Raw genomic sequence first — 19,570 nt, 5'->3', positions numbered from 1 at the left:
GTTTTCAAAGATAATAAAACTGGCATACTAGCAAAGAGTACACGATATAAAGTTTGTTAAAAAAACGGTGTTTTTTTACAACAAATCAGGTTTTATAGTCATAATCATGCGCATTACATAATTTGGTAGTAGATTATTATCAGTATTCAGAAGGTTCTTTTTTGTAAAAAAGTGTTTCCACAAAAAAAACGACAGCCAGAAAATAATTTCTAGCTGCCGTTTCAAGTTTGTTTTGTACAAAAAAAAACGAAAAACATAATTATTTCAATCGCTCTAAAATCTTTTTATTGATGGCTTTCACCAAAGCAGGACCTTCGTAGATAAACCCAGTATACAATTGCACTAAACTGGCTCCAGCATCTAATTTTTCGATAGCATCCTCAGCAGAATGAATCCCTCCCACTCCGATGATTGGAAATGCTTTGTTGCTTTTTTCAGATAAAAACCGAATGACCTCAGTAGAACGTTTTGTCAAAGGCTTCCCTGACAAACCACCCATTTCAGTTTTATTATCAGACTGCAAGCCTTCTCTCGAAATAGTTGTATTTGTAGCAATCACCCCTGCAATTTGAGTTTCCTTTACAATTTCAATAATATCTAATAATTGCTCATCCGTCAAATCAGGTGCGATTTTTAAAAGGATTGGCTTTTGTTTTGGCTTTGCCAAATTCTTGTTTTGCAAAGTTTGTAACAATTGTGTCAACGGTTCTTTATCTTGTAGTGCACGAAGATTAGGCGTATTTGGTGAACTTACATTTACCACAAAATAATCAACATAATCATACAAAGCATCAAAGCAGATTTCGTAATCCGATGTCGCTTCTTCATTTGGCGTTAATTTGTTTTTACCAATATTCCCACCTATAAGTACGCCATAGTTTGATTTTAATCTTTCTACCGCTTCTAGAACACCGCCATTGTTAAACCCCATTCGGTTTATAATTGCCGAATCTTCTTTCAAACGGAACAGTCGCTTTTTCGGATTTCCCTGCTGCCCTTTTGGCGTCAAAGTTCCTATTTCTATAAATCCAAAACCAAAGTTGGACAATTCCTTATACAACTTGGCATCCTTATCAAAACCAGCGGCAAGACCAACAGGGTTTTTAAATTTCAAGCCAAACACTTCTGTTTCCAATCGTTTGTCATCAACCAAATAAAGTGATTTGTAAATGGAAGAAAATCCTGGGATCTTAGACGTAAAACGGATTAAAGAAAAAGTAAAATAGTGGACTTTCTCTGGATCAAACCAAAAAAATATCGGACGTATCAGAAGTTTATACATATAGGTTTTGTTGTGTGGTGCAAAAATAGAACTATCTAGCCGATAATTAAATGTTTGTGCGCTAATTTTACAAAGCTTTACGTATTAAGATTCTATTATACATTCGAAAACTAGAACAATTGATTTTAAAAACACTTCTACACATTAGATTTATATATAAATTAGCAGCGCAGCAAATAAAAACAGTTGTCAAAATCTATTACTATTCAATTTCAGATTTGATTGAAAAAACTAACTATTTAAAGTAACCAACCCATGAAAAACATATTATTTATATTATTCTTCATTTCCCTTACTGCAACAGCACAAAGCAATTCACCAACTACGTTTTATTTAGTACGTCATGCAGAAAAAGTGACTGATGACCCAAGCAACAAAGATCCTATGCTTACCGAAAATGGCGAAAACAGAGCCATTGCTTTAGCAAAAGCTTTTAATAAAATTGAATTAAATAACATTTACAGTACCAATTACAAGCGTACTACCGCCACAGCAACGCCACTAGCCAAAAAGCAAAGAAAGGAAATCAAAATCTATGATTTGAAAAAACTTAAAACGGAGGTTGAGGCCATTTTAAAAGACAACAAAGGCAAAAATGCCTTAATCGTAGGACATTCAAATACAGTTTTAGAAATGATTGAAGCTTTGGGCGGAAAAAGACCCATTACAGCTATTTCTGATCAAGAGTATGATTATTTATTTCAACTTATTATCGGGACTGATGGAACGTCGGATGTCAACTTGATGCATTACGGTGAAATCAACTCTAATTCAGAAGGAGAACAAATGATGCAGGCAAAATAAGATTATACAAACAGTTATTCGATTTTCAGAAAAGAAAGCAAATCTCATAAATTTAAAAATCCGATTTCATTATGTACATAATGAAATCGGATTTTTTGTTACAATTGTACCGTTTGGCTAGCTTAAGAACCTCCAGTCCTTTTTAATTTTCGTGCTATCGCTCCTTAGCTAGCCGTCTAGTTCTTTTTTACTCGAAACAAAAAAAGAGATAAATTATAAAATAATTAGCCCTGTAACAGATAAACAATTTATTAACAGTTATTTACAAAAATGATAAGTAACTTTAAGCTATCAAAAAACAGAATTACTAATCTAAAATAACTTTAAAATGGAAAAGCAAATTCATTCAACAACTAAGGATAAAAACAGCAAGCAAGAACTCTTCATTTCAAGGATCTTTGATGCATCCCGAGAACATGTTTGGAAAGCTTGGACAGACTCTGAAATTTTCATAAAATGGTGGGGACCCAACCATTTTAGCTGCCCTTTTTGTAAAATTGATTTTAAAGTTGGAGGTAAATATTTAAACTGTATGTTGTCACGTGACGGAAGAGACTTCTGGAGTACTGGTATTTACAAAGAAATCGACCCTATGAAGCGAATTGTATATTCCGACTCCTTTTCTGATGAAAAGGGAAATGTAGTATCCGCAATACATTATGGCATGGAAGAACTTCCCGTAGAATTGCAAGTAAGTGTTACGTTTGAAGAATTTGGAGACGGAACCAAAATGTCACTTTCTCATATTGGCGTTCCAACGGGAAAAATGGAAGAGATCACAAAAATGAGCTGGAATGAGTCCTTTGACAAACTCGAAAAAATGCTTATTGCTGATCGGCTAGAAGTTAACCCAAAAATGAAGGCCATAGCGGTTCCAGGAGTACAAGAACTATTTATCATAAGAGAGTTTGATGCTCCACGAGAAGTCGTCTTTAATTCGCATGTAGATCCTGAAATTTATATTCAATGGCTTGGCCCACGCTATCTCAAAACAAACCTCAAAACTTTTGAACCAAGAAGTGGTGGTAAATGGCGGTATGTTTCCAAAGACAGTGACGGTAACAAATATTCCTTTCATGGATTCTTCCACGAAGTTTCGGCACCAGAGTTCATTGTCTCGACTTTTGAATACGATCGCTTTCCAGAAAGAGGTCATGTATTTTTGGAAAAAATACGATTTGACAAACTATCAAAACAAAGGACAAAACTAACTTATCAGATGACATTCTCATCTATTGAAGATCGCGATTTTATGTTGCAGTCCGGCATGGAAAGGGACATTGAGGAAAGTTACGAAAGACTCGATTCTCTTTTGTCAAAAAAATAATTGATTATCCGTTTGCAACAAATTAAGTGCCCAATGTCTTTTAAAATTGAATGAATTTCGATAATCGACGGAATAAAATACTTGTGAAATCAAAGATTTTATGTTAAAATAGTCAATCCACAGCGCAAATCTACAGATAGAAATTCACATCTCCCATAAAACCAGCTTTAATACAAGTATAACAAAGTACAATACATGTTACCCCTTAAAAAGAGGACAAATTTCAAATAAACAGTATCTTTGCTTTTCACTATAAAAAAAATTTATGCAACATATAATTGACCGTTTCATCAGCTATGTAACTATTGATACGGAATCTGACGCAAACTCTGAAACGACACCAAGTACTGCAAAACAATGGGACCTTGCCAATAAATTAGTTGAGGAATTAAAAGCCATCGGGATGCAAGACGTCACAATAGATGACAAATCGTATATAATGGCAACTTTACCAAGTAATGTGGTCCATGAAGTACCTACTATTGGTTTTGTTTCTCATTTTGACACTACTCCTGACTTTACAGGGGCCAATGTAAAACCGCAAATCATTCCTAATTACGACGGAAAAGACATTATACTTAACGTCGAACAAAACATCATATTATCACCCAGTTATTTCAAAGATTTATTGCTTTACAAAGGGCAAACTTTGATTACGACCGATGGTACAACCTTACTGGGCGCAGATGACAAAGCAGGAATTACCGAAATTATGACCGCAATGGAATTCTTGATCAATAATCCTGAAATCAAACACGGTAAAATCAGAGTTGGTTTTACACCAGATGAAGAGATTGGTCGTGGAGCACATCATTTTGACGTGGAGAAATTTGGCGCTGATTGGGCTTACACGATGGATGGAAGTCAGGTAGGAGAATTAGAATATGAAAATTTTAATGCGGCTGGAGCCAAAATTACTTTCAAAGGTAAAAGTGTGCATCCTGGTTATGCCAAAGGTAAAATGATCAATTCCATTTTGATTGCCAATGATTTCATCAATGCTTTGCCAAAAGGCGAAACGCCGCAGGAGACTAGAGGTTACGAAGGTTTCTTTCACGTAAACCATCTTACAGGCGGCATAGAAGAAAGTGTTTTAGAACTAATAATCAGAGATCATAGCAAGAAAAAATTTGAAAAACGTAAGGAATTAATTGAGAAGATTGCTAATAAAATCAACAAGAAGTTTGCAAAACAATTTGGAGAAGATATTGTAGTTGCTGAAATTAATGATCAGTACTACAATATGAAAGAAAAAGTGGTACCAGTAAAGTATATTGTGGATATCGCTGAAAAAGCGATGAAAGAGGTCAACGTCAAGCCTTTAATAAAACCAATCCGTGGTGGAACTGATGGTTGTCAATTATCATATAAAGGATTGCCATGCCCAAATATTTTTGCAGGTGGACATAATTTTCATGGAAAATATGAGTATGTTCCTGTAGAAAGCATGCAGAAAGCAGTAGAGGTGATTGTGAAAATTGCTGAACTGACTTCAATGCCTAATTTTGGATTAGAGCAACCTAAAACTAAAAAAACAAAATAATTTGGAGCCATCAAAAGCTAAAAAAAAGGTTTGGGATAAAAATAATGACTGGGTAGAAGAGTTACATCTTCTGAAAGCCATTATTGCCAAAACCAAGCTTATAGAAACTATAAAATGGGGTGCCGCAGTTTATGTTTTAGATGGAAAAAATGTATTGGGTATTGGTGTATTTAAAACTTATTTCACGGTTTGGTTCTTTAACGGTGTATCTCTTGAAGACAAACAAAATGTTTTACTAAATGCTCAAGAAGGAGTTACCAAATCCTTACGGCAATGGCGTTTCTCTCACAAAGACGACGTTGATGAAAACAACATGTTAGCTTACATTCATGAAGCTATCGCCAATGAGAAATCGGGAAAAGCAATTAAAACCGCGAAAAAGGAAGCTGTAGTTTCAGCACTGTTGCAACAGGAATTAGACTGTAATCCTTCTTTGGCGAAAGCTTTTAGGCAATTACCATCCTCAAAGCAAAGGGAATTTCAGGAATATATTGAAGATGCAAAAAGGGAGCAAACCAAACTTTCCCGAATAGATAAAATCAAGCCAATGATTATGCAAAACATAGGCTTGAATGATAAATACAAATGATAAAAGTCCCATGAAAATGGGACTTTTTAAGCTTTAGAACGTCGTAGAATTTACTTATTTCACAATCTACACCTATAAATGGCTAGGCAAAAGCTTAACAGTATCCTATTTCTTTATTCACTATATTTACTATGGCCTTCTTTATCAATCCATTTCGATTATAATAAAAAGGTTCTAAATATTAACGATAAACCAAATATACAATCATGGACGAAAAAAAAGAAGAGGTAAAAACTCCAGTAACTCCAGTAGCTTCGGCTACCAACAAAAAAGAAGCACCTGCTAGAACTAAAAAGCCAGCGGTTAAAATCCCAAAAGCTGATGCCATTGCTAAACCCATCAAAGAAGCAGCGGCAGAGAAAAAACCAATTGAAATTCAGAAGGACTCCGTTCCGCAAGACAACAACGACGAACAGAAAAAGGAAAAAAAGCAGCTGAAGAAATCCAAGGAACAAGAGAAGGGGAAATTAAAAAAAATGATTGTTAAGGAAATAACAAAACAAAAAGCAAAAGCTAAAAAAGCAAAAGCTAAGAAAGCAAAAAAAAACAAAGCCAAGAAAGCGAAATTAAAATCGAAACTGAAAGATAAAAAAGCCAAGGCTAAATCTAAAAAAACTAAGAAAAAAGCAAAAAGTAAAAAATGATTTCTATTCTTTAATTACAAAAAAAAGTCCCATTCAGAATTTGATTCCGAATGGGACTTTTTTATAAGCTTAAAAAATATTATTTTTTCACTACAGCAGCACTCATTTCCATAGAAATTGCAGAACGCTCCATTTTTAATTTTCCTGCCATTGTTTCGATAACAACAGTAGTATCAGCAAGCTCAGAAACTTTTCCATGAAGACCACTTTTAGTAACGATCTTATCACCCACTTTTAAAGTGCTTTCAAATTCTTTTTCACTTTTCGCTTTTTTCTGTTGTGGTCTAATCATAAAGAAATAGATTACTACAAACATTAATAAGAAAGGGGCAAATTGAGTTAATTGTTCCATAATTTTTTATTCTTTTTTTATTTATTATTACATTAATCCGCGACCGGTCTTAATCATTTTTTTATTGGCTTCCAGCTCTTTAACTAAATTATCTAAAATACCGTTGATAAAAATACTACTTTTTGGTGTAGAATACTCTTTGGCAAGTTCTAAATATTCGTTTAAAGTTACTTTAACAGGAATTGAAGGGAATTTCAAAAGTTCGCAAATAGCCATTTTTAAAATAATGGTATCTACTTCAGCAATTCTATCGCTATCCCAATTTGGTGTTTTGTCAACAAATTCCTTTGCTAATTCAGGTTCGTTCAAAACTGTTTTTCTAAACAATTCTTTAACGAAAGCCTTGTCTTCGCTATCCTTGTACACTTTAGGAACAGTGAAATCATCATCCATGATAGGTTTCATAGCCTTTAATTGCTTAATGATATGGGTGTTTACCAATGGAATATCATCAATCCAAGTCAGTTTATCGTCTTCCAAAAATTCGTAAAGCTTTTCGTTAGGCACGATTACTTCTACAAACAAATCGGCAATAAGTTTTCTGTCCTCTTCAAAGGAACTTACTGGATTACTCATGTAATCAGTATACAACGTACTAGCTTTTATAGCATTTAATAACAACGAAATATAATCGTCATTCAAAGTCCAAGCATCCATTTTACGACTCTCCATAGCGATGCTTAGAGAATTGTTTTCAGCAAGAATTTGAAAAATACTATTTTTAATAAACTTTTCGTTGGGTTTGCGTTCTTCAGGAGTTGCAAGATGCTTAAGACTTGATTTATGAAGAAATACTGTTTCTTTTTTACAAATTTCCAACAGAGAGGAAATCATTGTAAGGTATAAATCTTGAATATTGTCGATACTATAAAAAAGAAATTTTTCTTCTTTCTCTAAGTTATCAGAACCGTTTTGATGCATCGCATAAATGGATTGCATGACTTTAACGCGTATGTGTCTTCTATTTACCACCTTGTAAGAACTTTTGTTAAATTATTTTGCAAAAATAAGAATTTCATCCTTGAAAATAAAATATATAATTGCTTATTTTGAAAGTATTCAATGATCAATGGTCAGTGATCAGCTTTTAGTATTCAGTAGTACCCTACAACTGAACACTAAAAACTGCATCCTGAATACTATTTTTTATTGTTTTCTATTCTTCTTTCATCGATTCTGTTTTGAGCAATAGTAAGCGCCGCTTGGTGCGTAGTTATCCCTTTTGCAACAGCATATTCAATTATTTCTAAAGTCGTATTGTAAATATTCTCTGTTTTACTCATTATTTCATCTTTGCCATAATGTGCTAATTCAGCATAAACATTGATAATACCACCAGCGTTAATCAAGAAATCAGGCGCATAGAGAATACCACGTTCCTGTAAAATAGCACCGTGAATATCTTCGTTTGCCAGTTGATTGTTAGCTGCACCAGCAATCACCTTTGCTTTTATTTTATGAACTGTATTGTCATTAAGAGTCGCTCCCATTGCACAAGGCGCATAAATATCAACATCTGCAGTATATAAATCTTCTCCAGTGAATATTTGAGCATTATATTTAGAACCTACTTCATACAATTTTTCTTCATTGATATCAGCGATCGTTACCAGAGCTCCTTCTTTAGTTAAATAATCTACTAAAGTCTCCCCAACATGACCAATCCCTTGAACCAAGACTTTTTTACCAGTAAGCACCTCTGAGCCAAATTGATGTTTTGCTGCGGCCTTCATCCCCATGTACACTCCATAAGCAGTAATAGGTGATGGATTTCCAGCTCCACCTCTAGATTCAGAAATTCCGGTAACATATGGAGTTACATCTCTTACGATATCCATATCGCTAGTTTCCATTCCAACATCTTCAGCTGTAATGTATCTTCCGCTTAATGAATGTACAAATTCACCAAACTTACGCATCAATTCAGGTGTTTTTTGAGTTTTGGCATCGCCCCAAATTACGGCTTTCCCACCGCCAATGTTTAATCCCGTAATCGCTGCTTTATAGGTCATTCCGCGCGAAAGACGCAATACATCATTTAAGGCATCCCATTCAGTAGCATAATTAAACATCCTTGTTCCTCCTAAGGCAGGACCCATAACCGAATTATGAATACCAATAATTGCTTTTAAACCCGTATCTTTGTCGTTGCAAAAAATAATCTGTTCGTGATCATCAAATGATAATTGTCCAAATACGGGATCCATTTTTTGAAGTTCCTTTCCTGTTGTGAAAGCTGCATTCATATCGTTAATTTTTATAATGGTGAAATTATGAATTTGTCAAAAAGACAAATCAAAATTACATAAAAAATACAGATCTGTCAATATTTTTAATTAAAATTACTTATTTGACAATACTGAAGCGAAAACGAATATCTATAATTATTAAAAATTGAGTAAAAACCAATAAAAAAAAAACATTTCAATACAGAATATCTTAAAAAAATGAAAGAATTACTTTATTTAAACAAATATTTCGTCAAATATAAATACCGTTTTTTACTAGGAATAGTATTCACCATAATTGCTCAAATCTTTATGCTGTTCACCCCAAAACTGATCAGCAAATCTTTTAAGGTTATAGAATCTTTTTCTAAAGACGAAAACATTGCCATATCGGTGATTCGTCAGGAGCTGACTTCCAACATTCTATTGATTATTGCTACTACAATTATTGCTGGATTTCTTACCTTTTTGATGAGACAGACGCTAATCGTGATGTCGCGACACGTTGAATTTGATTTAAAGAACGAGGTTTTCAGACAGTACGAAAACCTATCTCAAAATTTCTATAAAAAGAACCGTACAGGTGATTTGATGAACCGTATAAGCGAAGATGTTTCGAAGGTGAGAATGTATGTAGGACCAGCTGTTATGTACACGATAAATACCGTAATCCGATTTACTATCGTAATCGTATACATGTATAATGTGTCTCCTCGCTTAACTTTGTACACCATTCTGCCCTTGCCATTGTTGTCCTATGGAATTTTCAAATTGAGTTCGGAAATTAATATAAGGAGTACTATTTTTCAGCAATATTTATCAAAAGTATCCAGCTTTACACAAGAAATATTTTCCGGAATTCGTGTAATTAAGGCCTATTCGCTAGAAGAGCAACATCAAAATAACATGGTGAATCTAGCTAACGAAAGCAAACAGAAAAGTTTGAATTTAGCCAAAGTACAATCTTTGTTTGGACCACTTATGTTAGCTCTAATCGGAATCAGTAATCTTGTTGTAATTTATTTTGGAGGTCTAATGTATATTGACGGAACAATCAAAAGCATTGGTACAATCGCTGAGTTTATTTTATATGTCAACATGCTAACATGGCCTGTAGCGTCATTAGGCTGGGTTTCATCTATGGTTCAGGAAGCAGAAGCCTCACAAAAAAGGCTGAATGAATTCCTTAAAATTGAACCAGAAATAAAAAATAAAAATACAAACCAATCCATAATAAATGGCTCGATTTCGTTCGAAAATGTGAGCTACACTTATGAAGACACCAACATAAAAGCACTTAAAAATATTTCTTTTACTGTCAAAAAAGGAGAAACTTTAGCCATCCTTGGGAAAACAGGTTCTGGAAAATCTACCATTCTATCGCTAATTTCAAGATTGTATGATGTAACTGATGGACAAATAAAAATTGACGACAAAGAAATAAGTACGTTAAACCTTTTTGATCTTAGAAACAGCATTGGAATTGTGCCACAAGATGCTTTTTTGTTTTCCGATTCGATCAAGAATAACATTAAGTTTGGTAAAGAAGATGCGAGCATGGAAGAAGTAATTGCAGCAGCAAAAAATTCAGTTGTACATGATAACATTATCGGATTTAAGAAACAATACGACACCATTCTGGGCGAAAGAGGTATAACATTATCAGGAGGTCAAAAACAGAGGGTTTCCATTGCGAGAGCCATTATAAAAAACCCACCTATTTTGCTCTTTGACGACTGTTTATCAGCCGTTGACACTGAAACTGAAGAATCAATTTTGAATAACCTAAATGAAATTTGCAAAGACAAAACAACCATTATTGTTAGTCATAGAGTGTCATCAGCGAAGAATGCAGATAAAATCATGATTCTAGAAGACGGAAAAATAATCCAACAAGGATCTCATAACCAGTTGATAAATCAGGAAGGCTATTATGCTTCTCTATATTTAAAACAACTTTCCGAAAAAGAATTGCTGTAATTGTTGTTTAATACATATATTTTTAGGATTTTTGGTTACGATTTAATAACCATAAATTGACTGAAAAGATTATGAGAGAAAATGACATGTTAGAAAAAGAGGAGATTTTTTCTAAAGTTTTGCGTGCAGGAAGAAGAACATACTTCTTTGATGTAAGAGCTACAAAAGCGGATGATTATTATATTACGATTACAGAAAGCAAAAAATTCACTGAAGAGGATGGATCATTTCACTTCAAGAAACATAAAATATATTTGTATAAAGAAGATTTCGCCGCTTTCTCTGAAATTCTTAACGAAATGACTTCTTATGTATTGAACCACAAAGGCGAAGAAGTGATATCAGAAAGACATCAAAAAGATTTTAAAAAAGAATATGCAACTGAAAAAGTAGCAACTGAAGAAACGGTACCCGAAACATCTAGTTTTATTGATATTGATTTTGATGATATTTAAAATATAATTTTAAATTCAATACTTTGCACCAAAAATAAAAAGTCCAAAAATCATACGGTTTTTGGGCTTTTTGCATATTAAATTAGTACTAAATTAATTCCATTATTCATGAACGAAATTGCATTGAAATATACAGAAAAATATGCCGCACTAATTATCCCATGGCTAATAACAAGCGGTCTTAAAATCGTATTTCTCATCATAGGAGCTTTAGTACTTAATAGGGTAATCACCACTTTCATCGAAAAAGCGGTTCGAATTGCTGTTAGACCAGACGGAATTTCCTCTAAAGAAGCTGAAGAAAAAAGGGAAAACACTCTGATCCAAATATTTACCACTACAGCTAACATTTCATTGCTAACCATAACTGGTTTAATGGTACTTCAAGAATTTGGAGTGGAGATCGCGCCAATCTTGGCTGCTGCAGGAATTGTGGGATTGGCATTCGGTTTTGGAGGACAATACTTGATTCGGGATATCATTTCTGGACTTTTTATCATTCTTGAAAACCAATACCGTATAGGAGATGTTGTGAGTTTTGATAATGCCAGCGGAACCGTCCAAGAAATCAGTTTAAGAAAAACAATGTTAAGAGATCTTGATGGAACAGTGCACCATATTCCTCATGGAGAAATTAAAAAAGTGTCTAACTTCTCTAAGGATTTTTCTCGTATCAATCTGGATGTGGGTGTAGGATACAATTCTAATTTAGAACATGTCATAGCGGTTATAAACAGGACTGGAACTGAACTGGCACACGATCCCTTATGGAAAAACTCCATCATCCTCGTTCCTCAATTCTTGCGTGTAAATGATTTTGCCGACTCTTCCATTATGCTGAAAATATTAGGTGAAACCTTACCAAGTAAACAATGGGAGGTTACAGGAGAACTTCGCAAAAGATTAAAAGTGGCCTTTGACAAAGAAGGAATTGAAATTCCGTTTCCACAGATGGTAATTCACCAGACTAAAGAACCCGAAAAAGAGACCGATAAAACGGCTAGTGTAAAACAAGATTAGTTTTACATAACTTAATCTGTTCGCATTTAAAAAGTCTGAAAATCAATTGGTTTTCAGACTTTTTATTTACATTTATATGGCCATTAACAAACAATCTCTAATTTTGAAAAACATCAGTCGCAGCGTCTGGATTTTGTCATTAATCAGTTTGTTTACTGATACAGCAAGCGAAATGCTGTATCCCATAATACCCATCTATTTAAAATCCATTGGTTTCTCTATTGTACTTATTGGTATTCTTGAAGGTGTTGCAGAAGCGACAGCCGGTCTCAGTAAAGGCTATTTTGGGAAACGTTCTGATGCAACAGGAAAAAGAGTCCCTTTTGTGCAAATAGGCTATGCCTTTAGCGCAATATCTAAACCCATGATGGCTGTTTTTATATATCCCTTATGGATTTTCTTTGCCCGCACTATTGACCGTTTCGGAAAAGGAATCCGCACTGGAGCAAGAGACGCAATCCTTTCTGATGAATCCACTCCTGAGACCAAAGGAAGAGTATTTGGATTTCATCGCTCCATGGATACATTAGGAGCAGTTTTAGGACCTTCACTGGCATTGATCTATCTCTACTTCTATCCCGAAGATTATAAAACGCTGTTTTACACTGCTTTTATTCCTGGACTTCTTGCGGTGGGAACTTCTTTTTTCTTAAAAGAGAAAAGGAAAATAAATAGCACTGAAACCAAAGCACCTCCGTTTTTTTCTTTCCTAAGTTACTGGAAAACTAGCCCGCCGATGTACCGCAAAGTAGCAACTGGGCTTTTGGCCTTTACCCTATTCAACAACTCCGATGTTTTCCTTTTGCTTAAAGCCAAACAATCAGGATTAAGTGATACTGCCGTAATTGGAATCTATATTTTCTACAATCTTGTTTATGCGGCGTTTGCTTTTCCGCTAGGAATATTGGCAGACAAAATTGGATTAAAGAAAATGTTGCTTTCAGGCATCGGGGTTTATGCCATCGTCTATTTCGGAATGGGATTCAATCACAACATTTATGTTTTCATTGGGCTGTTTACACTTTACGGAATTTACGCCGCTGCAACCGAAGGCGTCTCAAAAGCTTGGATTAGCAATATTACAGACAAGAATGACATTGCAACAGCCATTGGAACCTATTCTGCCTTTCAGAGCGTTTGTACCATGTTAGCAAGCTCTCTCGCAGGAATGATTTGGTATCAATTTGGGGCAAATACCACATTTATCGTAACCGGAACAGCAAGCATTTTCATCCTATTCTATTTTGTTCTGATGACAAACGAAAAAGACTAAATTCATTTCATTTCCCAAAACTGTATTAGCTTAATCTAAAATCACACCAAAACACCTCTTTTAATAAAACTAAAAATCTTATATTTGAGTACAACTATTCATTCTGATTTCAATGTCCAAGAAAATAAACATTCCCGATTCCATCATTGGCTTGACCGATATTGAAGTGAAAGCCTCAAGGAAACAATATGGCAATAACGAACAAATATACAAGCAAAAGTACAAATGGTGGCTAGCTCTTTTTGACCTTTTCAAAGAACCAATGTTGTTGTTATTGATTGCGGTAGCGATCATTTATTTTATTTTGGGCCAAAATAATGAAGCCTATTTCATGCTTGCCGCCATAATTGTCGTTTCTGGAATTTCTTTCTATCAAGACAACCGCAGCCGAATTGCACTCGAAGCTCTAGAAAAACTAAACGAACCACTAAGTTCAGTATTGAGAAATGGTGAAACAAAAAGCATTCCCACTAAAGAAATTGTTGTCAATGATCTTGTAATTGCCAAAGAAGGCAACACCATCAACGCTGATGGAGAAATTGTCCACAGCAATGATTTTTCGGTAAATGAGTCGGCACTTACTGGAGAAGCCTATGCCGTTTTTAAATCAGAAAAAACAGAAAACAAAACTATCTATAGTGGCACCTTAGTCGCATCGGGACTAGCTGTCTATAGAGTAAATAAAATTGGCCCTGCAACTGAAATCGGGAAATTAGGAAGCTCTATACTCAATATTAAAGATGAAGCAACGCCGCTACAATTACAAATAGAAAAGTTTGTAAAAGGCATGGCGATTATTGGCGTTGTTATTTTCTTATTGGTTTGGGGAGTTTATTTCTGGAAAACTAAAGATTTACTTAACAGCTTGTTAAAAGGACTGACCTTAGCTATGTCCATTCTACCCGAAGAAATCCCAGTGGCTTTCACCACTTTTATGGCTTTGGGATCATGGCGTTTGATGAAAGAAGGCGTTATTGTCAAAAAAATCAGAACAGTGGAAACCTTAGGAAGTGCGACTATTATCTGTACTGATAAAACGGGAACCATCACCCAAAATAAAATGAGTTTACAATCCGTTTATTCTTTCAATGGAGATAAACTATATGAAAAGGAAGATTGGAAAAATGAAGCGGCAGAGAAAGTAATTGAAACTGCTATGTGGGCAAGCGAACCTGTTCCTTTTGATCCAATGGAAAAAAGTTTACACGTTGAGTATGCCAAAATAACAACTGCTGACACTAGACGCGCATTTTCGATGGTGCATGAATATCCACTTGATGGAAAGCCGCCCATGATGACCCATGTCTTCGAAAATAAGGAAGGTAGACGCATCATTGCTGCCAAGGGTGGGCCAGAAACCATTATAAAGGTATCCAACCTCAACACTGAAGAGAAATCCAGAATTAATAAAGTCATCGATACATTGGCTTCCAAAGGTGACCGCATCCTTGGTGTTGGATATTCTGAATTCAAAGGAACTGACTACCCAAAAAACCAACAAGATCTTCCTTTCCATTTTGTAGGGCTGGTGGTATTTTATGACCCCCCAAAAGCCAACATTCAACATGTAATCGAGCAATTCTATGATGCCGGAATTCAGGTAAAAGTGATAACCGGCGACAACAGTATTACTACTACAGCAATCGCAGAAAAAGCGGGAATAAAAAATGCCAACTCTGTTATGGAAGGTGAGGAAATCATGCAGCTGGACGATGAAAAAAGATTAAAGGCAATTCACAGCACTACGCTTCTGACCCGTATGTTTCCAGAGGCGAAATTAGCAGTTGTAAATGACCTAAAAAAAGACAAGCAAATCGTTGCTATGGTAGGTGACGGAGTAAATGACGGTCCAGCATTAAAGGCTTCCCATATTGGTATTGCCATGGGGAAAAAAGGAACCGAAATTGCAAAAACAGCTGCCGATTTAATTCTGGTTGATGATGATTTATCTAAAATGGTCGTGGCCGTGGCTGCAGGACGACGCATTTACACCAATATCAAAAAAGCAGTTCAGTATATTGTTTCCATACACATTCCAATAATTCTAACCGTTTCCCTACCCTTATTTTTTGGTTGGGTTTACCCCGATATTTTTACGCCTGTACATGTCATATTCTTAGAATTGATAATGGGCCCCATGTGTTCCATTGTCTATGAAAATGAACCGGAAGAAAAAAACAGTATGTTACAAATGCCACGGCAATTAGGCAGCACTTTTTTATCATTAAAAGAGATGGGAATAAGTATCATACAAGGAATTGCGATTACGATAGGAATATTGTTTGTGTATCAATTAACGGTGCAAAACGGAGGTGAGGAGAATTTAACCAGAACGATGGTTTTTACCACTTTAGTATTTTCTAATATCATTTTGTCGCTGGTTAATCGCTCATTTTATTACTCCGTTTTTACTTCATTGAAGAATAAGAATAATATGATGGTATTTGCCAATTCAGCCACGCTGCTGATGCTAGCTTTAATTATTTACATAAATCCTATCGCTGATTTCTTTTCCGTTCTGCCATTACAACCATTTCAAATTGGAATTTGTATTTTGGTGAGTACTGTTTCGGTGGCTTGGATCGAAATCTGGAAATGGAACAAACGTAGAAAAACAACATCTTTCAAATAGACAAAAATGAAAAACCCAATAGTATCCACAAAATGGCTTAATGAGCATCTTGACGATCCTGATTTAATTATACTCGATGCCAGCCAGCAAGTAAACCAAGCAAAGGTGGAATCACAATATCAGGATATCCAAATTAAAGGTGCCCGTTATTTTGACATCAAAAATGAATTTAGCGATACTAATAGCTCCTTACCCAACACACTTCCCAGTGCAGACGCATTTGCAAAAGCAGCTAGAAATCTGGGAATTAACAACGACAGTAAAATCATCGTTTACGACAGTTTAGGAATTTATTCAAGCCCAAGAGCTTGGTGGTTGTTTAAAATCATGGGACATTCAACTGTTTGGGTTTTAGATGGCGGACTACCTGAATGGGTTAAGCAAGCTTATGAAGTTGAAAAAATAAAAAAACTTGACTATGCCTTAGGGAATTTTGTATCTAAATTCAAACCGGAGCTATTTAAAACCAAAGAGCAAATTTTAGTAAATATAACTACCAAAGAAGCCGTATTAATTGATGCACGATCACAAGATCGTTTTCTAGCTGAGACGCCGGAACCTAGGGAAGGATTGCGAAGTGGGCATATTCCAGGATCCATCAACATTCCTTATACCGATCTATTGCATGATGGTAAATTTTTATCCAAAGAAGAATTAGAAAAAATATTGCCACAAGACAACAAGCCCTTGTTTTTTAGTTGTGGCTCTGGAGTAACGGCCTGCATAGACTTGATTGCATACGAACTCATTGAAAATAAGAACCCAAAAGCAATTTATGACGGTTCCTGGACAGAATGGGGACAGATTGAAAGTTTGCCAATTGAATGATCTTCAGCTCAGCTAACCGTTTAAATTTACGATTACTTTTTTAAGCAAATTGAGAGACTAAGAAAAGATCCGAAACATTAAATTTCAATCTTTAAAAAAACAACTACAATTAAACAATGAACGAAGAACAAAAACTGAACAATCCCGTTTGGTATTCCTTGGCGGAAAGCCATAAAAAACTGGCTCTCCTTTATAACAAAACCCACTTTTATGATCCTGATTATTGTGCCTTTGGTGCTTTTAATGAAATACCGAACAAAGGTGAGGATGTAGTGGCTTACGCCAAATTAGTCCCTTCCTTTTTTATATTTGGTGAAAAGCCAAGCATCCCCAACTCCTTGAAGTTAACAGACGAATTGTTATGCCTTCAGATGATTGTCCGCAGTAGGATTATTATTTCCTATAAAGATGAAATTGTTAAATTGGAAGAAAGCCATAGGGAAGCACTTTTAGGATTAGTTAAAATTGTATATCCCGAATACTTCAAATCAAAAACAGCCGATTTAGGTAACTACTACGGTATATTCAAGAACAATCAACTCGTAGCTATAACTGGCGAACGCATGCAAATGAACGAATTTACTGAAGTGAGCGCTGTTATTACACATCCTGAACACATTGGTCAGGGATATGCTAAACAGCTCGTTGCATTTACTGCAAATGCCATTTTTGAACAAAACAAAATACCTTTTTTACATGTAGCAAAAGCCAATATTGGAGCTGTGAAATTATATGAAAAATTAGGTTTTGAAACCAGACGAGAAATTAGCATTTGGAACATAAGCCAATGATACAACCCTAAAATCAGCTAACCAAAATGACTTGTAATATCTGAAATCCTAAGCGACGAAGTTGCTCTAATGGCAGATGTCCAACTTTTGAAAAAGCAAATTAATCCTTGTGGGTACACAGATGCAAATGCCATAAATTGACAGCGACACTCTTAGGTCCAAATAGCGGATATCGTTATTTCGACCTGACAACAACAACCATCTCCCTACTGTGCTAATTCGTAATCATGACACATCGATGCGCATTTACGACAAGCTTCTGCACATTTTTTACAAGCTTCCATATGTGGATGTTTTTCACATTCTGTAGCACATCGTTCGCACATCACTAAACATAATTTTAACAAGATATCTACATTATCTGACTTTCGTTCTAATAGCTGTGCCGATAAGCGACATAAGTCAGCACAGTCTTGATCGTTCATCATACAGTCAGACATATCCATTTCCTTTTCTAATTTGCAGGCATCATAACAGTGAGTACATTGTGCAGCGCAAAACTGCAATACGTCAATCATTTTTTCCTTTTCCATTGTAATAGTTTCTAAGTTGGTACTTTATTATTTAAATAATACTAAAAACATTGTTTCTATATACTAATAAATGTAACATTAATAATTTAAAAAACTAAAAAACAGATAGTTAAATACCTGAAAACAAACTACAATAAAATTAGAATAACTTATTTAATAATAAAATTTTATCCAATTCTCAATCCATTTTCAATTTTAAAATCAGGTGCCAATAAAATCACATCGCCATCCTCTCCCACAGCTCCCAAAATAAGACATTCGCTCATGAATTTGCCAATCTGCTTTTTGTGAAAATTAATTACGGCAACAATTTGGCGATTTACTAAATCTTCTTTGGAGTATCGCTTGGTGATTTGTGCTGAGCTTTTTAAAATACCTATTGTAGCACCAAAATCAATGGACAGTTGGAAAGCCGGTTTTCTAGCTTCAGGAAAATCATTAACTTCTAGTATGCTGCCCACTCGCATTTCTACTTTTTCGAATTCTTGCCATGTTAAGTTCATTTCCATCTCTATTCAATCTTTAGTTTATATAGTTTTTTAAAATCTAAATTTAGTTTTTTCAGGCCAAAAACAATCCTTTTTTCATAACTTTAGACTTTAAATCTAAAAATAACACCATGCCACGAACCGCCTCAAATATGCATCCTTTAGGAACAAAAGCAGCCGAATTTTACTTAAAAGACATGACGTCTGGAACAGCGTCCTTTTCTTTTGCTGATTTAAAAGGGGAAAAAGGCACATTGGTTTTATTTATATGCAATCACTGTCCCTTTGTTCATCATGTTATTGAGGAAGTGGTCATGATTGCCAATGATTATAGAGTACAAGGCCTTGGAGTTATAGCCATATCGAGCAACGATGTGCTGAACTATCCGCAAGATGCGCCTAAATTGATGACGGAGTTTGCATTTGAAAACAATTTTGAGTTCCCCTATCTATATGATGAAACGCAGCAAGTAGCCAAAGCCTACCATGCTGCCTGCACGCCTGATTTCTTTTTGTTTGACAACCAAGACAAATTAGCTTATCGCGGACAACTGGACGATAGCCGTCCCGGAAATGGAATACCGTTAAGCGGAAGTGATCTGCGAGGTGCAATTGACGGAATAATTTATAACAGAACAATCAATCCTGAACAAAAACCAAGTATAGGTTGTAGTATTAAGTGGAAAAAGTAGAGAGTAGACAAAAGAGAAAAGAATATATAAAATAGACAATTGAGTATAGAGCCATATGTTACAACCGATACTTTTTAAAACACAAATCCCATTCGCCGAGGCGAATGGG

General features: G+C 35.1%; 19 protein-coding genes. 13 read left to right on the top strand and 6 right to left on the bottom strand.

Features of this window, described 5'->3' with window-relative positions; all coding sequences use genetic code 11:
• Positions 1–259: 259 nt before the first annotated feature.
• The gene (locus tag HJ01_RS08980) at positions 260–1,282 is read right to left on the bottom strand and encodes a quinone-dependent dihydroorotate dehydrogenase (RefSeq protein WP_040473820.1); all 1,023 of its coding nucleotides are present in this window, start codon (positions 1,280–1,282) and stop codon (positions 260–262) included.
• 255 nt (positions 1,283–1,537) lie between these two features.
• On the opposite strand from HJ01_RS08980, the gene HJ01_RS08975 reads away from it, so the two are divergent.
• The 5 genes from HJ01_RS08975 to HJ01_RS08950 all read left to right on the top strand — a co-directional run bounded on the left by HJ01_RS08975 (position 1,538) and on the right by HJ01_RS08950 (position 6,189).
• Positions 1,538–2,086: a histidine phosphatase family protein gene (locus HJ01_RS08975; RefSeq protein WP_007138056.1), complete on the top strand. Its 549-nt coding sequence runs from the start codon at positions 1,538–1,540 to the stop codon at positions 2,084–2,086.
• Between the two features lie 328 nt (positions 2,087–2,414).
• Positions 2,415–3,413: an SRPBCC domain-containing protein gene (locus HJ01_RS17825; RefSeq protein ID WP_007138055.1), complete on the top strand. Its 999-nt coding sequence runs from the start codon at positions 2,415–2,417 to the stop codon at positions 3,411–3,413.
• Positions 3,414–3,678: 265 nt separating this feature from the next.
• The gene (pepT, locus tag HJ01_RS08960; RefSeq protein ID WP_007138054.1) at positions 3,679–4,956 is read left to right on the top strand and encodes a peptidase T; all 1,278 of its coding nucleotides are present in this window, start codon (positions 3,679–3,681) and stop codon (positions 4,954–4,956) included.
• Position 4,957: 1 nt separating this feature from the next.
• Entirely contained in the window at positions 4,958–5,545 is a 588-nt protein-coding gene (locus tag HJ01_RS08955; protein ID WP_007138053.1) for a YdeI/OmpD-associated family protein, read from the top strand.
• 206 nt (positions 5,546–5,751) lie between these two features.
• A complete protein-coding gene (locus HJ01_RS08950; protein ID WP_007138052.1) occupies positions 5,752–6,189 on the top strand; it encodes a hypothetical protein in 438 nt (145 codons plus the stop codon).
• Between the two features lie 79 nt (positions 6,190–6,268).
• On the opposite strand, the gene yajC is transcribed toward HJ01_RS08950, so the two are convergent.
• The 3 genes from yajC to HJ01_RS08935 all read right to left on the bottom strand — a co-directional run bounded on the left by yajC (position 6,269) and on the right by HJ01_RS08935 (position 8,787).
• The gene (gene yajC, locus HJ01_RS08945; RefSeq protein WP_007138051.1) at positions 6,269–6,541 is read right to left on the bottom strand and encodes a preprotein translocase subunit YajC; all 273 of its coding nucleotides are present in this window, start codon (positions 6,539–6,541) and stop codon (positions 6,269–6,271) included.
• A gap of 27 nt (positions 6,542–6,568) precedes the next feature.
• Entirely contained in the window at positions 6,569–7,480 is a 912-nt protein-coding gene (gene nusB, locus HJ01_RS08940) for a transcription antitermination factor NusB (RefSeq protein ID WP_007138050.1), read from the bottom strand.
• Positions 7,481–7,680: 200 nt separating this feature from the next.
• Positions 7,681–8,787 (bottom strand): Glu/Leu/Phe/Val family dehydrogenase, encoded by a 1,107-nt coding sequence (locus HJ01_RS08935; protein WP_007138049.1) that lies wholly within the window; start codon positions 8,785–8,787, stop codon positions 7,681–7,683.
• 201 nt (positions 8,788–8,988) lie between these two features.
• On the opposite strand from HJ01_RS08935, the gene HJ01_RS08930 reads away from it, so the two are divergent.
• The 7 genes from HJ01_RS08930 (at position 8,989) to HJ01_RS08900 (ending at position 17,748) form a co-directional block, all read left to right on the top strand.
• On the top strand, positions 8,989–10,749 hold the full coding sequence (locus HJ01_RS08930) for an ABC transporter ATP-binding protein (protein WP_007138048.1): 1,761 nt from the start codon (positions 8,989–8,991) through the stop codon (positions 10,747–10,749).
• A gap of 71 nt (positions 10,750–10,820) precedes the next feature.
• On the top strand, positions 10,821–11,204 hold the full coding sequence (locus HJ01_RS08925; RefSeq protein ID WP_007138047.1) for a PUR family DNA/RNA-binding protein: 384 nt from the start codon (positions 10,821–10,823) through the stop codon (positions 11,202–11,204).
• A gap of 108 nt (positions 11,205–11,312) precedes the next feature.
• A complete protein-coding gene (locus tag HJ01_RS08920; protein ID WP_007138046.1) occupies positions 11,313–12,224 on the top strand; it encodes a mechanosensitive ion channel family protein in 912 nt (303 codons plus the stop codon).
• Positions 12,225–12,327: 103 nt separating this feature from the next.
• Positions 12,328–13,497, top strand: coding sequence for an MFS transporter (locus tag HJ01_RS08915; RefSeq protein WP_040473888.1), 1,170 nt, complete (start codon positions 12,328–12,330; stop codon positions 13,495–13,497).
• Positions 13,498–13,609: 112 nt separating this feature from the next.
• Positions 13,610–16,129, top strand: coding sequence for a cation-translocating P-type ATPase (locus HJ01_RS08910; protein ID WP_007138044.1), 2,520 nt, complete (start codon positions 13,610–13,612; stop codon positions 16,127–16,129).
• 6 nt (positions 16,130–16,135) lie between these two features.
• The gene (locus HJ01_RS08905; protein ID WP_007138043.1) at positions 16,136–16,957 is read left to right on the top strand and encodes a sulfurtransferase; all 822 of its coding nucleotides are present in this window, start codon (positions 16,136–16,138) and stop codon (positions 16,955–16,957) included.
• Between the two features lie 116 nt (positions 16,958–17,073).
• Positions 17,074–17,748, top strand: a complete 675-nt coding sequence (locus HJ01_RS08900; protein WP_007138042.1) for a GNAT family N-acetyltransferase — start codon at positions 17,074–17,076, stop codon at positions 17,746–17,748.
• 206 nt (positions 17,749–17,954) lie between these two features.
• Here HJ01_RS08900 and HJ01_RS08895 read toward each other — a convergent pair whose 3' ends face one another.
• Both HJ01_RS08895 and HJ01_RS08890 read right to left on the bottom strand, forming a co-directional pair.
• Positions 17,955–18,281 (bottom strand): four-helix bundle copper-binding protein, encoded by a 327-nt coding sequence (locus HJ01_RS08895; protein ID WP_040473819.1) that lies wholly within the window; start codon positions 18,279–18,281, stop codon positions 17,955–17,957.
• 167 nt (positions 18,282–18,448) lie between these two features.
• A complete protein-coding gene (locus tag HJ01_RS08890) occupies positions 18,449–18,784 on the bottom strand; it encodes a tRNA-binding protein (RefSeq protein ID WP_040473887.1) in 336 nt (111 codons plus the stop codon).
• Between the two features lie 116 nt (positions 18,785–18,900).
• Here HJ01_RS08890 and HJ01_RS08885 point away from each other — a divergent pair, with 116 nt between their 5' ends.
• A complete protein-coding gene (locus HJ01_RS08885) occupies positions 18,901–19,461 on the top strand; it encodes a thioredoxin family protein (RefSeq protein ID WP_007138039.1) in 561 nt (186 codons plus the stop codon).
• Positions 19,462–19,570 lie beyond the last annotated feature (109 nt).

The sequence above is a fragment of the Flavobacterium frigoris PS1 genome, from assembly GCF_000252125.1.
Lineage (GTDB): Bacteria > Bacteroidota > Bacteroidia > Flavobacteriales > Flavobacteriaceae > Flavobacterium > Flavobacterium frigoris_A.
Note: the sequence above shows the minus strand (reverse complement) of the source record. Positions and strands in the feature narration are given on the sequence as shown.

Coding starts and splice junctions, on each gene's coding strand:
- HJ01_RS08980 (WP_040473820.1), bottom strand. CDS start 1,282: ATGTATAAACTTCTGATACGTCCGATATTTTTTTGGTTTGATCCAGAG.
- HJ01_RS08975 (WP_007138056.1), top strand. CDS start 1,538: ATGAAAAACATATTATTTATATTATTCTTCATTTCCCTTACTGCAACA.
- HJ01_RS17825 (WP_007138055.1), top strand. CDS start 2,415: ATGGAAAAGCAAATTCATTCAACAACTAAGGATAAAAACAGCAAGCAA.
- pepT (WP_007138054.1), top strand. CDS start 3,679: ATGCAACATATAATTGACCGTTTCATCAGCTATGTAACTATTGATACG.
- HJ01_RS08950 (WP_007138052.1), top strand. CDS start 5,752: ATGGACGAAAAAAAAGAAGAGGTAAAAACTCCAGTAACTCCAGTAGCT.
- yajC (WP_007138051.1), bottom strand. CDS start 6,541: ATGGAACAATTAACTCAATTTGCCCCTTTCTTATTAATGTTTGTAGTA.
- nusB (WP_007138050.1), bottom strand. CDS start 7,480: ATGCAATCCATTTATGCGATGCATCAAAACGGTTCTGATAACTTAGAG.
- HJ01_RS08935 (WP_007138049.1), bottom strand. CDS start 8,787: ATGAATGCAGCTTTCACAACAGGAAAGGAACTTCAAAAAATGGATCCC.
- HJ01_RS08930 (WP_007138048.1), top strand. CDS start 8,989: ATGAAAGAATTACTTTATTTAAACAAATATTTCGTCAAATATAAATAC.
- HJ01_RS08925 (WP_007138047.1), top strand. CDS start 10,821: ATGAGAGAAAATGACATGTTAGAAAAAGAGGAGATTTTTTCTAAAGTT.
- HJ01_RS08920 (WP_007138046.1), top strand. CDS start 11,313: ATGAACGAAATTGCATTGAAATATACAGAAAAATATGCCGCACTAATT.
- HJ01_RS08910 (WP_007138044.1), top strand. CDS start 13,610: ATGTCCAAGAAAATAAACATTCCCGATTCCATCATTGGCTTGACCGAT.
- HJ01_RS08905 (WP_007138043.1), top strand. CDS start 16,136: ATGAAAAACCCAATAGTATCCACAAAATGGCTTAATGAGCATCTTGAC.
- HJ01_RS08900 (WP_007138042.1), top strand. CDS start 17,074: ATGAACGAAGAACAAAAACTGAACAATCCCGTTTGGTATTCCTTGGCG.
- HJ01_RS08895 (WP_040473819.1), bottom strand. CDS start 18,281: ATGGAAAAGGAAAAAATGATTGACGTATTGCAGTTTTGCGCTGCACAA.
- HJ01_RS08890 (WP_040473887.1), bottom strand. CDS start 18,784: ATGAACTTAACATGGCAAGAATTCGAAAAAGTAGAAATGCGAGTGGGC.
- HJ01_RS08885 (WP_007138039.1), top strand. CDS start 18,901: ATGCCACGAACCGCCTCAAATATGCATCCTTTAGGAACAAAAGCAGCC.